This is a genomic window from Pedobacter petrophilus (assembly GCF_009674725.1).
Lineage (GTDB): Bacteria > Bacteroidota > Bacteroidia > Sphingobacteriales > Sphingobacteriaceae > Pedobacter > Pedobacter petrophilus.
The window spans coordinates 80,228-94,682 of record NZ_WKKH01000011.1; the positions used below are offsets into that span (position 1 = coordinate 80,228).

Annotated in this window: 17 protein-coding genes; 15 read left to right on the plus strand and 2 right to left on the minus strand. The window is 41.3% G+C overall.

Annotated elements, in window-relative coordinates; translation table 11 throughout:
• From GJU39_RS09370 to GJU39_RS09425, 12 genes are all read left to right on the plus strand, one after another.
• The gene (locus tag GJU39_RS09370; protein WP_154280530.1) at window positions 1-441 is read left to right on the plus strand and encodes a DoxX family protein; all 441 of its coding nucleotides are present in this window, start codon (window positions 1-3) and stop codon (window positions 439-441) included.
• Window positions 442-452: 11 nt separating this feature from the next.
• A complete protein-coding gene (locus GJU39_RS09375) occupies window positions 453-926 on the plus strand; it encodes a Dps family protein (RefSeq protein ID WP_154280531.1) in 474 nt (157 codons plus the stop codon).
• Between the two features lie 13 nt (window positions 927-939).
• Window positions 940-1,629, plus strand: coding sequence for a YoaK family protein (locus GJU39_RS09380; RefSeq protein ID WP_154280532.1), 690 nt, complete (start codon window positions 940-942; stop codon window positions 1,627-1,629).
• 2 nt (window positions 1,630-1,631) lie between these two features.
• Window positions 1,632-3,929: a tetratricopeptide repeat-containing sensor histidine kinase gene (locus tag GJU39_RS09385; protein WP_154280533.1), complete on the plus strand. Its 2,298-nt coding sequence runs from the start codon at window positions 1,632-1,634 to the stop codon at window positions 3,927-3,929.
• A gap of 17 nt (window positions 3,930-3,946) precedes the next feature.
• On the plus strand, window positions 3,947-4,252 hold the full coding sequence (locus GJU39_RS09390) for a GNAT family N-acetyltransferase (RefSeq protein ID WP_154280534.1): 306 nt from the start codon (window positions 3,947-3,949) through the stop codon (window positions 4,250-4,252).
• Between the two features lie 26 nt (window positions 4,253-4,278).
• Complete coding sequence (locus GJU39_RS09395) at window positions 4,279-5,214, plus strand: ring-cleaving dioxygenase (RefSeq protein WP_154280535.1); 936 nt, start codon at window positions 4,279-4,281, stop codon at window positions 5,212-5,214.
• A gap of 5 nt (window positions 5,215-5,219) precedes the next feature.
• On the plus strand, window positions 5,220-5,522 hold the full coding sequence (locus tag GJU39_RS09400) for a GNAT family N-acetyltransferase (RefSeq protein ID WP_154280536.1): 303 nt from the start codon (window positions 5,220-5,222) through the stop codon (window positions 5,520-5,522).
• A 3-nt stretch (window positions 5,523-5,525) separates the two neighbouring features.
• Entirely contained in the window at window positions 5,526-6,140 is a 615-nt protein-coding gene (locus tag GJU39_RS09405; RefSeq protein WP_154280537.1) for an alpha/beta hydrolase, read from the plus strand.
• A 1-nt stretch (window position 6,141) separates the two neighbouring features.
• On the plus strand, window positions 6,142-6,768 hold the full coding sequence (locus tag GJU39_RS09410) for a TMEM175 family protein (protein WP_154280538.1): 627 nt from the start codon (window positions 6,142-6,144) through the stop codon (window positions 6,766-6,768).
• A gap of 26 nt (window positions 6,769-6,794) precedes the next feature.
• Window positions 6,795-8,213, plus strand: coding sequence for an alpha-L-fucosidase (locus GJU39_RS09415; RefSeq protein ID WP_245227754.1), 1,419 nt, complete (start codon window positions 6,795-6,797; stop codon window positions 8,211-8,213).
• 11 nt (window positions 8,214-8,224) lie between these two features.
• Window positions 8,225-9,178: a D-2-hydroxyacid dehydrogenase family protein gene (locus tag GJU39_RS09420; protein ID WP_154280539.1), complete on the plus strand. Its 954-nt coding sequence runs from the start codon at window positions 8,225-8,227 to the stop codon at window positions 9,176-9,178.
• Between the two features lie 425 nt (window positions 9,179-9,603).
• Window positions 9,604-11,286 (plus strand): sigma-54 interaction domain-containing protein, encoded by a 1,683-nt coding sequence (locus GJU39_RS09425; RefSeq protein ID WP_245227756.1) that lies wholly within the window; start codon window positions 9,604-9,606, stop codon window positions 11,284-11,286.
• 82 nt (window positions 11,287-11,368) lie between these two features.
• On the opposite strand, the gene GJU39_RS09430 is transcribed toward GJU39_RS09425, so the two are convergent.
• Window positions 11,369-11,548: a hypothetical protein gene (locus GJU39_RS09430; RefSeq protein WP_154280540.1), complete on the minus strand. Its 180-nt coding sequence runs from the start codon at window positions 11,546-11,548 to the stop codon at window positions 11,369-11,371.
• A gap of 190 nt (window positions 11,549-11,738) precedes the next feature.
• Between GJU39_RS09430 and GJU39_RS09435 the strand changes: the two genes are divergently transcribed.
• From GJU39_RS09435 to GJU39_RS09445, 3 genes are read left to right on the plus strand one after another with little or no spacing between them, the layout of a single operon-like run.
• Window positions 11,739-12,071: a phosphoribosylpyrophosphate synthetase gene (locus GJU39_RS09435; protein ID WP_209437618.1), complete on the plus strand. Its 333-nt coding sequence runs from the start codon at window positions 11,739-11,741 to the stop codon at window positions 12,069-12,071.
• A 10-nt stretch (window positions 12,072-12,081) separates the two neighbouring features.
• The gene (locus GJU39_RS09440; RefSeq protein WP_154280541.1) at window positions 12,082-13,326 is read left to right on the plus strand and encodes an NAD(P)/FAD-dependent oxidoreductase; all 1,245 of its coding nucleotides are present in this window, start codon (window positions 12,082-12,084) and stop codon (window positions 13,324-13,326) included.
• Window position 13,327: 1 nt separating this feature from the next.
• Complete coding sequence (locus GJU39_RS09445) at window positions 13,328-13,600, plus strand: UBP-type zinc finger domain-containing protein (RefSeq protein ID WP_154280542.1); 273 nt, start codon at window positions 13,328-13,330, stop codon at window positions 13,598-13,600.
• Window positions 13,601-13,788: 188 nt separating this feature from the next.
• On the opposite strand, the gene GJU39_RS09450 is transcribed toward GJU39_RS09445, so the two are convergent.
• The gene (locus GJU39_RS09450) at window positions 13,789-14,412 is read right to left on the minus strand and encodes a carboxypeptidase-like regulatory domain-containing protein (RefSeq protein WP_209437619.1); all 624 of its coding nucleotides are present in this window, start codon (window positions 14,410-14,412) and stop codon (window positions 13,789-13,791) included.
• Window positions 14,413-14,455 lie beyond the last annotated feature (43 nt).

Here is a 14,455-nt window from a genome sequence, read left to right on the forward strand (position 1 = left end):
ATGGAAAATATCATCAAATTCTTACTTTATACTGATCTGGGATCGGAAATAAACAATTACGCTGTGCTCGTATTCAGGGTGCTGCTCATGCTCGAACTTTTCAGGGTACACGGCTTAAAAAAATTCAGGGTCCAAAATGGAGAGAAAGAACATGTTCCCAATCCATTGGGCCTACCCGATAAATTAAATGGTTTAGTGGCTACTTTCTCTGATACGGTGGTGCCGTTTTTAGTAGCCTTTGGGGTTGGAACCAGGCTTTTTCTCTTGCCCTCAATCGGCGTTACGGCCATTGGATATTTTATAGTGCATAGAAAAGATGCCATCGAGGTTCGCGATGTACCGTATATGTACACCCTTGCCATGCTGTTTTTATGGGTTATTGGCCCTGGTACTTATTCAATTGATCATTACTTATTTAACACATTTTTTATTAATACTTAAACTTTAAAATCTTGGAAGCCAAAATCGGAATCAGCGCAGAAAATCTGGCTGAAGTTGCACATTCGTTAAGCAAAATTCTTGCAGATGAATACGTTTTATATACCAAAACAAGAAAGGCACACTGGAACGTTGTAGGGCCAGATTTCTACAACAAACATAAGTTTTTTGAGGAGCAGTATACCCAATTGGAAGAAATTGTTGATGAGGTTGCAGAACGCATCCGTAAGCTTGGTCATTATGCGCCGGCATCTTTAAAACAATTTTTAGAGTTAACCCACTTAACAGAAGATGATCGTGGCCAAAACGATGCACTAACCTACATTAAAACATTATTGGCCGATCACGAAAGTATCCTCATTCACCTAAGGGAAAATATTAACAATTATGCTGGCGCATTAAAAGACGCCGGAACCAGCGATTACATTACCGGTTTAATGGAAACCCACGAAACAATGGCCTGGATGTTACGGGCTCATTTATCTTAAAAAAGAATCAGTTATGGAAGAAAAACAGCAAAATATCTGGTTTGTAACCCTTGTATTAACGCTAATTGCAGGCTATTGTGATAGCATCACCTTCGTTGCAGCAGATAAAATTTTCTCGGCGCATGTAACGGGGAACTTTATTGTATTTGCTTATCAGATGATTAAGGGCTCTGGTAGCGATGCATGGATCAAGCTGCTAACCTTTCCCGTATTTATGCTTTCGGTAATGGCTGGAGGCTGGATATCGGCGAGATTTGCGAACAGGCATTTTCTGCTTTTGTGTGAGGGGATTGTTCTTTTAATCAGTGGGGTAGTAGCCTATTCACTTGGCTACATCGATAATGGTGAAATGACCTGGCCCATGTACCTGGTTACGATGATTGTAGTTGTGGCTATGGGGCTGCAGAATGCCTTTGGAAAACTTTTTGCCAAAGAAACTTATGGTCCAACCACCATGATGACTGGAAATGTTACCCAGTTTGCGTTAGATATCAGGTCATTTTGTAATTCAGGTTTCAAAAACACAGATTTTCGTTCCGCCGTTAATAAAGGTTTAATTACCCTGGGTGGTTTTCTGGTTGGATGTATTCTGGGTGCCTGGGTTGGGAAGCTCTTTGGCCTGGTGGGCATTGTGCTACCGGGTATTGCCATGGTGATTTGCTATTATAGCACTAATCCCGTTAAAAATGATATTGAGCCTTAACTATGCCCATCAAAAATAGTGCAATCAGTTTTTCGGATGTGATGATCAGGCTGCTGTTCCTTCTATCTATCAGCTTAACACCTGTTTTGCTGAAAGGCCAGGGCATAAGAACCCGGCCAGAAGCAGAAGCTGCGATGATTAAACTTCGCCGCCTGGGCCAAACGGAAAACAAAGTGGACCTGTTGATCGATTTTGGCCGCTATTACCTCAATTTGCGGGGTGAGCGAAAAGCAGATCTCACTACGGCGATGGGCATTCGCGATCAGGCTTCCGCCCTGGCTGCAAAGATTGAATATCCTAAAGGAATAGCCAAAAGTATGGTGCTTAAGGGGAACATCCTTCGTGAAGCTGGCGATAAAACGGGCAGTTTAAATATTTATCGGCAGGTGCTTGCTTACGCGAATAAACTGCAGCTAAAGGATGAACTTGCAGAAACCCATATTGCCATAGGCAATTTGTTGAGCAATGAAGGGGATGATCTCGAAAGAAAGATTGGCTATAATGAAAAAGCACTGGTCTTATACCGGCAATCGGGCAATCGTTCAGAAGAAGGCAATACGCTGAAAAATCTGGGTGATTATTATAATATTAAAGGTCAGCCGGCATATGCAATGAAGCTGATGGATGCCTCGCTTGCGGTTTACAAAGCGATTGGTTTTAAGGAGTTGCAAGGCGTTTACAACAACATGTGTATCATTAATGTTGGCCTTGGTAATTATTCGAATGCGCTGAAATACGGTTTACTGGCAGAAAAAACCGCAGATCAGCTGGCAGATACGAGCCTGCAAAGGAGCTCCATTTGTAATCATTTGGGGCTTACCTATTATTATTTAAGGAATGACGAGAAATCGCTCGCGTACTGGCAGCAGGCGAAAGCGATTGCAGAACGGTATCAGGATCCTGCCTACCTGCAAACGGTTATTGCAAACCTGGCCAGTTTGCTGGTGAGGATGAAGCGGTTTAATGAAGGCATTACTGCACTAAAAGAAATGGAGACGAAATACCCGCCCACAGATGTGCAAATGAAAGTCAGGATTCCGTATCTCTTATTTAACAGTTATTATGATCTTGAGCAATATGATTTGGCGGCTCCATATTTTAAAACCCTGATCAAATTTCATAATGAATTGCCTAAAAGCGATCCCAATCAGCTCTTTTTATATCGAAGCATCATCAGGAAGTTCATTCACGATCGTAACTTCACGGTGGCAGAAGTTTACCTTAAAGCACATGAGAAACAAAGTAAGGCGCAGAATAATCTGCTTGCGCTTGCCCAGTTGCACAGACTTTGGTTTAATGTAGATTCTGCCTTAAATAAGCCCTGGCCAGCCATTGCGCACTATAAAACATATAAACGGTTAACAGATTCCATCTGGAATAACGAAAAAAATAAGCAGATTTCTGGTCTGGAAATTGAGTTTCAGACGGAGAAAAAAGATAAAGATATCGCGTTGCTTCATCAAAGAAACCAATTGCAAAAAGTAATCATTGCCAATGACGGAAAGCTGAGGTATATGTTTATCGCCGGTCTTTTCATCGCCGCTTTATTTTTGGCATTGCTTTACAACCGCTACCGTGTAAAAAAGCAAAGCAACCTGGTTTTAGAACAAAAGCAAGAGGAAATTAATTCGCAGAACGAGTTGCTAAGAAAAATACTCGCAGAAAAGGAGTGGCTGCTTAGGGAAATTCACCACCGGGTAAAAAACAACTTACAGATTGTAATCAGCCTGTTGAACACGCAGTCGGCTTATTTAGATAATGAAGATGCCCTGATGGCGATTCGCAATAGCCAGAACCGGATGCATGCCATGTCGCTCATCCATCAAAAGCTTTATCAGTCTGATAACCTGGCAGAAATAGACATGAAGTGGTACATCACCGAGTTGGCGGAATACATGATCGAATGTTTTGGCATGGAAAAGAAGATTAAATTTGAATTGCTTACCGATGAAGTTAAACTGGATGTAGCTCAGGCAGTTCCACTCGGACTTATCTTAAACGAAGCCATTAGCAATGCGATAAAATATGCCTTTCCCGGTGATAGAAAAGGAAAGGTGAAAATAGCTTTTTTGTCCCTTGAAAATGAATTATGTAAACTGAGCATCAGCGATGATGGCATAGGCTTGCCAGTCGGTTTTAATCAGGATGACAGTGATTCTTTAGGCATGAGTTTAATGACGGGGCTCACCGATCAGCTTAACGGAGAAATTAAAATGTGGAATGAAAACGGCTTAACCCTAGAAGTTTCCTTTACGCGGCACAGCGAATTGCTGACAGAAACCACAAATCTTATCCATTAATTTAGTAGACCAGCTCCATGGAAAATGAGGAATATACAATCCGGAACAACGAAGTAAATTTCCAGTTCGAAATTGAACTGGAAGCGGAGATTGCTTATTTAACTTACCGGTTTTACAAAAAGAATATTGCTTTCATGCATACTTTTGTGCCCGCAAAACTGGCCGGCAAAGGTTTGGCATCTGCCCTGGCAATTCACGCTTTTGCCTATGCGAAAACACATAAAAAGCTGGTAATGGTCTATTGCCCTTTTGTTTCAAAGTTTATAAAAAAGAACACCGAATACCTCGCCCAGGTAGATCAATCGTACCTCGGCAGATCATAATTAATTATTAAAATAATTTAAATACAATGGAAAACAATATTTTAGGACTGCATCACATCACTGCGATCGCCGGAAATGCACAACAAAACTTCGGTTTTTACACCAAAACACTCGGTTTGAGATTGGTGAAGAAAACGGTAAATTTTGATGATCCGGGTACTTATCATCTTTATTACGGAGATGAAACCGGGTCGGCAGGAACAATCCTTACTTTTTTCCCCTGGGATGGGATTGGTCCGGGAACAGAAGGCGTTGGCATGGCTACAGAAATTGGTTATTCGGTACCTGCCGGAAGTCATGATTTTTGGCTGGAGAGATTTGGAAAAGGAAATGTAAAAACGAAAGAGATTACCGAGCGTTTTGGAGAACAGGTCCTTGCATTTAAAGATCCGGATGGCTTGTCATTGAGTTTAATTGTACCCGGAAAACCAGATAGCAGAATACCCTGGGAAACGGACGAAATTAAGAAAGATACTGCAACTCACGGATTTCATAGCACCACTTTAACCCTGCAAAGCATTGATGCAACCGCAAAGATACTGACAGATTTATTTGGCTATCGCTTATTGGGGCAGGAAGAAAACCGTTATCGTTTCATTACGGATACCGTAGAGAATGCAGCTGTGGTAGATTTGCTGGAAGTTCCATCCGGCCATCGGGGTAGAAACGCTGCAGGAACCAATCACCATGTGGCTTTCAGGGTTAAAAATGAAGCTATTCAAATGGAATTGAGAGAACAGATTTTAAGTAAAAATTTGCAGATTACGCCTCAGATAGACCGTGATTATTTCTACTCGCTCTATTTCCGCGAACCAGGCGGCGTGCTTTTCGAAATCGCTACCGAAAACCCGGGTTTTACTGTTGATGAACCTTTAAATGAGTTAGGAACACATTTGAAATTGCCCCATCAGCATGAGCATTTACGTGAAGACTTAGAAAAATTACTTCCGAAGTTAAACTAACAACTATGGCAGAAATTAAGTTAAATATTCAGCAAGGCGAACCTGGTTCGTTTGATCTGTATGATGAAGACGGGAAGGCTGGCGAGATGATTTTTGATGTAAGCGGAACCAATTTAACGGTTTACCACACGGAAGTGGAACCTGAAAAAGAAGGAAAAGGATATGCGAAATTACTGCTTGATGCAATGGTGGCGTATGTTCGGGAACACGATTTGATGGTTATTCCGATGTGTCCATATGTGCACATCCAATTTAAAAGACACGAAGATTTATACCGGGATATCTGGAATAAAATAAATGAGGGATAAAAAATGAAAGAATTATTAAAAGCCGGCAAAAGTCTTGATCAGGCAGAGAAAGTGCTGATCATGATTCACGGACGTGGCGGTTCTGCAGAAGATATATTAAGTTTAGCAGAACACTTAAATGTGGCAGAATTTGCCCTGGTGGCACCACAGGCGAGTGGCAATACCTGGTATCCGCAATCATTTTTAGCGCCACGCGTCAACAATGAGCCTTCACTTTCAAATGCATTGAATACGATCAGGGAGACCATTTCTGAGTTAGAAGAAGCAGGTTTTTCAAAATCTCAGATTTACTTTTTGGGCTTTTCGCAGGGTGCATGTTTAACGTTAGATTTTGTGGCCTCAAACGCCGCACGTTATGGCGGTGTAGCCGCTTTTACCGGCGGCGTAATTGGTGACCAGGTAGACCACCGTAATTATCATGGAGATTTTGATGGTACACCAATTTTCATCGGTAGCAGTGATCCGGATATGCATGTTCCCGTATCAAGGGTAAAAGAATCAACAGCTTTACTGGAAGGAATGGGCGCACAGGTTACCGAAATCATTTACGAAAACATGGGCCATACCATTAGTCACGCCGAAATTACACAGGTGAATAAATTAATTTTTAACGCTTAACATGGAAAAAGAAACCGGTAGGATAGAAGCTTTCAGCGATGGCGTATTTTCGATTGCCGTAACGCTCCTGGTGCTGGAACTTCACGTTCCGGAGGTAAAAGAGGGTGCAAATCCCATCCGCTTGCTGGAGGATCTGAAACTCCAGTGGCCAGGCTACATTGCTTTTATCATTTCCTTTTTCAGTATTTTTGTGATCTGGGTGAATCACCACAAAATCTTTAAGCAAATATATAAGCGAAACACAGGACTAATGTTTGCCAACGGACTGATTTTGTTTCTGGTTTCGCTTGTTTCTTACCCCAGTGCTTTGCTCGCCAGGTTTTACATGACCGACTCCAGACAACTTTCCGTTACCATATACACCGGCCTGTTTTTGGTTATTAACCTGGCTTTTAATTTATTATGGGAACAAGCCAGCAGGGATAAGAAGCTTCTGCGTCCCGGAATCAGCGATGTGGCCATCAAACAGTTGCGAAACAATTATTTATACGGCTTTCCTACTTATCTGGCCGCTTTTATTATTTCATTTTTTTATCCGGATTTTGCTTTAGTTATTTGCGTTTTACTCTGGATATTCTGGGCGGCCTCTTCAAAGAAAATAACCTTTACCGAATCTTCTATAACCTAATTTTTTTAATCAATCAAATTTAAATTATGAAACCTGTAACCAGTCAAAAAAACGTTTTAGTATTGATATTAATGGCATTCTGCAACTTTGCTGGTCTTGCACAAAGTACGCAGTCGGAAGCGTCAAAGAAATTAAATGTACTCCAGCAAAAATTTGTCGATTTACGCTTCGGAATGTTCATTCATTATAATATTCCCACTTATGCCAACGCCGATTGGCCTGATCCGGATGCTGATCCGAAATTATTTAATCCAAAGAAATTAAACGCCGATCAATGGGCAAAAGCAGCGAAATCTGCAAACATGAGTTATGGTTGTTTAACAACCAAACACCATAGCGGTTTCTGCATCTGGGATACCAAAAGCACCGATTATAATGTGATGAACAGTCCCTATAAAAAAGATGTGGTGAAACAATTTACCGATGCTTTCCGGGCCAATGGCTTAAAAGTGATGCTTTATTATTCAATTTTAGATACGCACCACAAACTCAGGCCAAACCAAATTACGCCAAAACATATCGAGATGGTTAAGCAACAAATCACAGAGTTGCTCACCAAATACGGTAAGATTGAAGCCTTAATTATTGATGGATGGGATGCGCCATGGTCGAGAATTTCTTATGACCAGGTGCCTTTTGAAGAGATCTATCACCTGATTAAAACTTTACAGCCAGACTGTTTAGTAATGGATTTGAACGGCGCAAAATATCCGGCCGAAGGTCTTTATTATACTGATATCAAAACGTACGAAATGGGCGCCGGACAAAGGATGAGTAAAGAAAGTAAAGTGATGCCATCTTTAGCTTGTTTGCCGATTAATACCTCATGGTTTTGGAAAACAGATTTTCCAACTGTTTCGGTAAGAAAACCACAGGAAATTGTAGATAATTTAATTAAACCCTTAAACGCCGCCAGCTGTAACTTCATTTTAAATGTGGCACCCAATCGCGATGGTTTAATTGACGAGAATGCGCTTGCATCCTTAAAGGAAGTAGGAAAGCTTTGGAAAAATGAAGGGCCAACCGCAGCCCTTCCAGCCTTGGCATTACCTGTTATTTCGAGTAACCTGGCGATTGATCAGGCTGCTAATTCGACCTGGAGCGACGATATGAACATCATGGATTTTGCAAATGATGATAGCTATAAATCTTCATGGACCAGCAATAGTGCAGTTAAAAAGCCATGGCTTGAAATCGACTTTAAAAATGAAAAAGACATCAATATGATGGTGTTGGCCGAACAAAAAGCGAATATTGATACTTATATACTGGAATATTGGAATGGTGTGGAATGGAAAAAAGTTTTCAGTGGAAAAAATGAAGATCGGATTAAAATTCACAGGTTCGATCGGGTTTGGACAAGCAAAGTCCGCATCCGCATAGAACATTCAAAAGAAACGCCGTCTATAGCTGAATTTCAGGTTTTTAATGAAAGAAGATCTTAAAAAAATATCATATGTCTAAATATAAAATAGCTGTACTTGATGATTACCAGGAGGTGGCCAAATCATTTGCAGACTGGACCACCATCACCGAATACGCAGATGTGAAGGTATTTACCGATCACCTTCACACTGAGGATGAAGTGGTTGCCCGGTTAATGCCCTTTGATATAATTTGTGTCATGCGTGAACGTACGCCATTACCGGCAGGTCTGCTGATGCGCTTGCCGAATCTAAAACTCATTGTTTCAACCGGTGCTAAGAACCACTCTATTGATGTGGCAGCAGCAGAAAAGCTGAAGATTGAGGTTCAGAATACGGGCTACCTCGGGCATGGTGCACTGGAACTGACCTGGGCATTACTAATGGCCATTGCCAAACACATTCCGCAAGAAAATGCAAATTTCCGTGCCGGCGGCTGGCAACATTTAGTTGGAAATGATCTGAAAGGCAAAACCCTTGGTATTTTAGGCCTGGGAAATCTGGGTGCACAAGTTGCTGCCGTTGCTAAAGTTTTTGAAATGGATGTGATTGCCTGGAGCGAAAACCTCTCGCGGGAAAAGGCAGCTGCGAATGGTGCAAGATATGTTTCCAAAAAAACGCTTTTTGAAGAATCTGATTATCTAAGCGTCCACATGGTGCTCAGCGATCGGAGCAAAGGCATTGTTGGTGCAGCAGATTTAGCTTTAATGAAGCCAACTGCCTACCTGATTAATACTTCCAGAGGACCATTGGTTGATGAACAGGCATTGATCGAAAGTCTGCAGAAAAATAAGATTGCCGGCGCTGCGCTTGATGTTTTTGACAAAGAACCAGTAGACCAGGACCATCCTTTTAGAATGTTGAAAAATGTGCTGGCCACACCGCATATTGGTTTTGTAACTCAGGATACTTACCAGCTGTTTTTTAATGATTCCGTTAAAATATTAAGGGAATGGCTGCCGGAGCATGTTAAAGCGGCTAATTAGTTAATTCAAAACATGAATAAAGTTACTAATGCAATAGCACCATTTCTATTTAGCGTTAGTGACCTTGAATCTTCATAAAGTTACTAACGCTAATAGTGCTGTTTATATTTAGCGTTAGTAACTTATAAGTTTCAGAGTTGCAGAAATCTTTCAATTTCAAATACCATATTTCGCGTTTTAAATCAGATTTTGACGAAATATCGCCATGATTTTTTTCTTCAAATTAGATGGGAAGGTCGCCAGGCCTATATTTTTCTCTTTGGCATGTTCTTTGGCTTTTGGTTGAAAGACAGATAATCTCAATTGATCAGTTTTAAGCTATCCTGAACGGATGCAGACCTGGCACAAATTGATCTTTGCGATTGCTGTAAACCCATCAACCAATGCGCTATTGAAATATTTCATGAGCACATCAATTTGAAAGAATGAGAAAGCAGGAAACCAATTTTGACCTGGCCGACGACATAAAAAATTTGCTTGCCGCACCTGATGCAAGCCATTATTTCGAAGAACGGTCTGAAGTTAGCGCAAATCCGGAGAAGAATTTCAGTTTGCGGGAGCTATTTCAAGGCGTGTTCGCAAAACTCCATCCACTATTTTCGATTGATTGTGGTGCACTCATCCTTTATAACAAAGAAATGGATCACATCACGAGGGCATATTTAACAGAAGCTACTTCAGGTAAAATATCTTGTACCGAAATCCTTTCAGATCCGGTTAGCCTTTCGCTCATCACCAAAGAAATTGCTGGTTTTGATTTCCCGGTGCTTAAATCGCGGAAAAACTGGATAGACGACTTTGGTGAAAACCATTGTCTGTCAAACCATCCGGCAGAATATCATTTCCACGGCTATATTCCGCTGGAAAGCAATGGCCGCATTTTTGGCACATTTGAACTTCATAATTATGAGAGGGAATTAAGTGCAGATGGCCTGACATTTTGCTGTAATATCGCCGACTTTATCTCCGGATTACTTGCTGTAATGGAAGAAAAAGAACATTCTGATTTGGGTAAGACCCATTATCCGGCGGCATGCGATGAATCGAAACCATCGCAAATGGCAGTAGAAAAGACCAGAAAGCTGGAAAATGAAATTGAACATTTAAATGCGCAGCTATCGGAATTCTTAGTTTTTCAGCCAGCAGAAAATGTGGGGGCGATTACGCATAGAGACATTGTGGGAAATAGCCCTGAAATGCAACGGGTTTATAAACTCATGAACAGGATCTCATCATCAGAAACGACTGTTTTAATTTTAGGCGAAACCGGTACGGGGAAGGAGTTGATTGCCAGGGCCATTCATGAAGAATCGGCAAGAAAGCACAAAGGAATGATCAAGGTTAATTGTGCGGCTATTCCACCAGATTTAATAGAATCTGAGCTATTTGGGCATGAAAAAGGAAGCTTCACAGGGGCAACTGAACGGCGGATAGGAAAATTCGAACAGGCGCACAACGGAACCCTTTTCCTAGATGAAGTTGGTGAATTAGCCTTCGGTTTACAAGTGAAATTACTTCGTGTTTTGCAGGAAAAAGAAATGGAGCGTGTAGGTGGAAAAACCACGATCATAACGAATGTTCGCATTATTTCGGCCACCAATAGCAACCTATTAAAAGAGGTGGAAGCAGGACGGTTTAGGAGCGATCTGTTTTACAGGCTTAATGTTTTTCCAATCTCATTACCTCCATTAAGGAATAGAAAAACTGATATTTCGTTGCTGGCAGATTTCTTCCTCAAAAAATTTGCAGAAAAATCGAACCGCACGCTGCAAGGCTTTACCAGAAAAGCAATTGCCATTATGGAGGCTTACAGCTGGCCTGGAAATGTAAGGGAACTGGAACATTTGGTAGAAAGACATGTGGTGATGGCGCAGGGGCCGGTGATTAAAGATGTGGAAATTCCGGAGAATACTGAGCAGGCATCGTTTTCAGTCGCAGCGGTAAAAACCATATTTGAAAATGAACGCGACCATATCTTTGCGGTTTTAGAATTGTGCAAGGGGAAAATTTCCGGACAGAATGGTGCAGCGAAATTGCTTGGTGTTCCGGCTACCACACTTAATTCTAAGATTAAGCGCCTCGGACTGGCTAAAAAACATGTGTTTTAGTAAAGAAGACAGAAGTGATTACTCAAGAAAAGATTGGAGAAATTTTCAATAGATTTCTCCAATCTTTCAACTTCAAAAAATGCTAAATGTCTAATTCAAAAGAAGATCTGGAAGCCCGGTCTGCCTGGTCTAGTAAATCTGCATCGTGTTCGCCAGCCATTTGATCACTAATTACTGTACTTTGATTTAGCGCATCTTCTTCGCTGGTTAAAGCATCTTCCTTGTCATCAGAAAGCTCCTTGTTGTTTGGGTCTGTCATCATGTTTTTTTTATTTAAAGATAGGCGTTCAGCCCATTTTTAATGTTTGAAAAACAAATTAATTTGAGTCATAAATTAACGTTATATCGTTAGTTTTTTGTGTTGCAATATAATATAGTTGCCTGATTTTAAGTAATTTGTACTGTGGATTGTTTTTTGTAAGCACATCATGATAATAAAAATAAATAGGATTATGGATCAAGATCAATTTAAACATATTGGAGAAATGACCACCGTTTCTGAAGTGATCAACGCACTGACGGCTCAGGGTTACACCTTAGATTTTAACCTCAGGAGCAGCCAGATTGATGGTGGCGAAAATCTCATCCAGGCCGCTCCTGATCAGTTTTTAATCGACAGGCATTATCGCTTTGAAGGCGAATCTGATCCGGAAGATGAAGCCATTGTGTATGCCATTTCTTCTCTTGATGGAAAAACGAAAGGTATTCTCGTGAATGGGTACGGAACCTCATCCGAAAATTGTGGGGAAGAAGTGATCAACAAACTGAAATTCAGAACTGATTAAAACGCTGCACATGAACAAATTGAAATTATATGGCAAACCAGATTCGCCGGAAATTTACCCGATAAGGGATTTTTTAAAAAGAAGTGTTGTCGATTTCGATTGGTTTGATATCACACACGATCAATTGGGCTGGGGACAAGGCATTACCTCGTTTAACAATCCGGATAAACATCCGATGATTGAATTCCCGGATGGGAAGATTATCTTCAATCCTACATTGGAGCAAATTGCCTGTAACCTGGGCTGGATTACTGAGCCTAAGTATGCTGAATATGATCTTTCCATTTACGGTGCTGGTCCGGCGGGATTAAGTGCAGCCGTTTATGCAGCATCAGAAGGTTTAAAAACGATATTAATTGAACGGGAAGCCATCGGTGGCCAGGCAGGTACAAGCTCGCTGATCGAAAATTACCTGGGTTTTCCCGAAGGCATTTCAGGTGCCAACCTTGCCGAACGGGCGAGACAGCAGGCGCTGAAGTTTGGGGTCGAAATTCTGCTTTTGAAAGAAGGGGTAAAGGGAACTTTTTATGATCACAAAATCCATGTTGATTTTGCAAGTGGCGAAAAACTGGTTGCCAAAACAAATATCTGCGCAACAGGCGTGGAGTATGCCCGGTTGAATCTTCCGGATGAAAGCAGGTTTTTTCATAAAGGTGTTTATTATGGTGCAGGAGCAAGTGAGGCTTTTTTCTGCCAGGATAAAGACCTTTATATTGTAGGCGGCGGCAACTCTGCCGGGCAGGCGGCCACTTATTTCTCTGGTTTTGCCAAACGCGTTTTCATGGTAATAAGGAAAGGCAGCCTCGCCGATACGCTTTCAGAGTATCTGATTCAAAGAATCGCCGCCATCAGGAACATTCACGTCTTGTATTTTTCTGAGGTAACGGCGCTGGAAGGAGAGGATTATCTGCAACGCATTAAAATTGTGAACAGTTTAGAAGGAACAGCAGTATGGCATGAAACATCTAAATTATTTATTTGCATTGGTGGAAAGCCAAATACGGAATGGGCTGCAGAGACTGCCATTTGCCGGGATCGGAATGGATACCTGTATACGGGCAATGATTTAGTTAATCTCGATCAGTACAAAATATGCTGGGATGTAGACCGGCCGCCTTACCACCTCGAAACCAGTGTGCCGGGTTCTTTCGCCGCAGGCGATGTTCGGTTTAATTCGGTGAAAAGGGTGGCATCTGCCGTAGGTGAAGGCGCAATGGCGGTAACCCAGGTTCATCAATATTTAGCTAAATTATAATATGGGAAATAGTGAAATTTGCATTCATCTTAAAGCTGTTAAAGTGCTGAAAACTGCCAGTGAACATGTTTGCGAGGCATGTATTAAATTGGGTACAAAGTGGGTTCATCTTCGCACCTGCCAAACCTGTGGGGTAACACTATGCTGTGATTCTTCACCAATGCAGCATATGTCTCACCATTGCCGGGCAGAAAAGCATCCGGTAGTTATCTCTTCAGAGCCTGGCGAACGATGGTTATATTGTTACCTCGATGATGAAATGGTTGGATATTGATTTCTGTAAGCACTAACCAATAGAAGAATTATTAGATGAAAGCGCAATTGTTGAGCTAATAATGAAAGGCAATAAGTCATCAGAAATTATAAGTCTAATAAAGTCGGTGATTCAACTCCCCTCCTTATTTTAAGGAGGGGTGCCTGCAAGCCCGGGGTGGTTTAATTCATCTCTCCAGGTTCAGAAGATTAGTGAAGCCTTACTTTTACAATTTCACCATTCTCTTTTACCTCAATAAATTCCTCAATCCGGTCTTTATGATCTACAGCATATCTTTTTTGCTGATAATAATCTGTTCGGCCGTAACCGCTATAACCGCTTCCAGTATATTCATTATAGGTTCCGTTACTGGTATAGCCTAAAAACCCTTGTAGAAAATACTTCCCGGGCTTCATATCCGGGAAGGTGAATTCTCCATTGCTATTGGTAATTGCTTCGAGTCTATATCTGTAAGCATCATCAGATAAGTATACATATCGCCTTCTTCTTAGGCTTTCTTTATCTTTACGTAATTGATACCATGCTTCGAAATAGGGGGTAACCGGAAATAAGGTTACTTTGATTTGATTAGCGTATATCCGCCTGCCCGATTTAAATCCTATATTATTCATCGGCTTGGTGAATGCTTTACCTTTAATAGTGGCAGTGCCTCTCGCCAGCATTTTTTTCGCCTGTAAAGAATCAAAGGCAATTTCCGGACGGAATATCTCTACCTTATCTTTTTTCTCTGGCTCCTTATACTGCGCCATTACTGTCGAAATAGCCGATAGTACAAGGATCAATGCGGTAAAACATTTTCTTAGATTCATCATTCTATAAATAAAGGGTTAACAACTTTGTTCATCAGGCCCACCA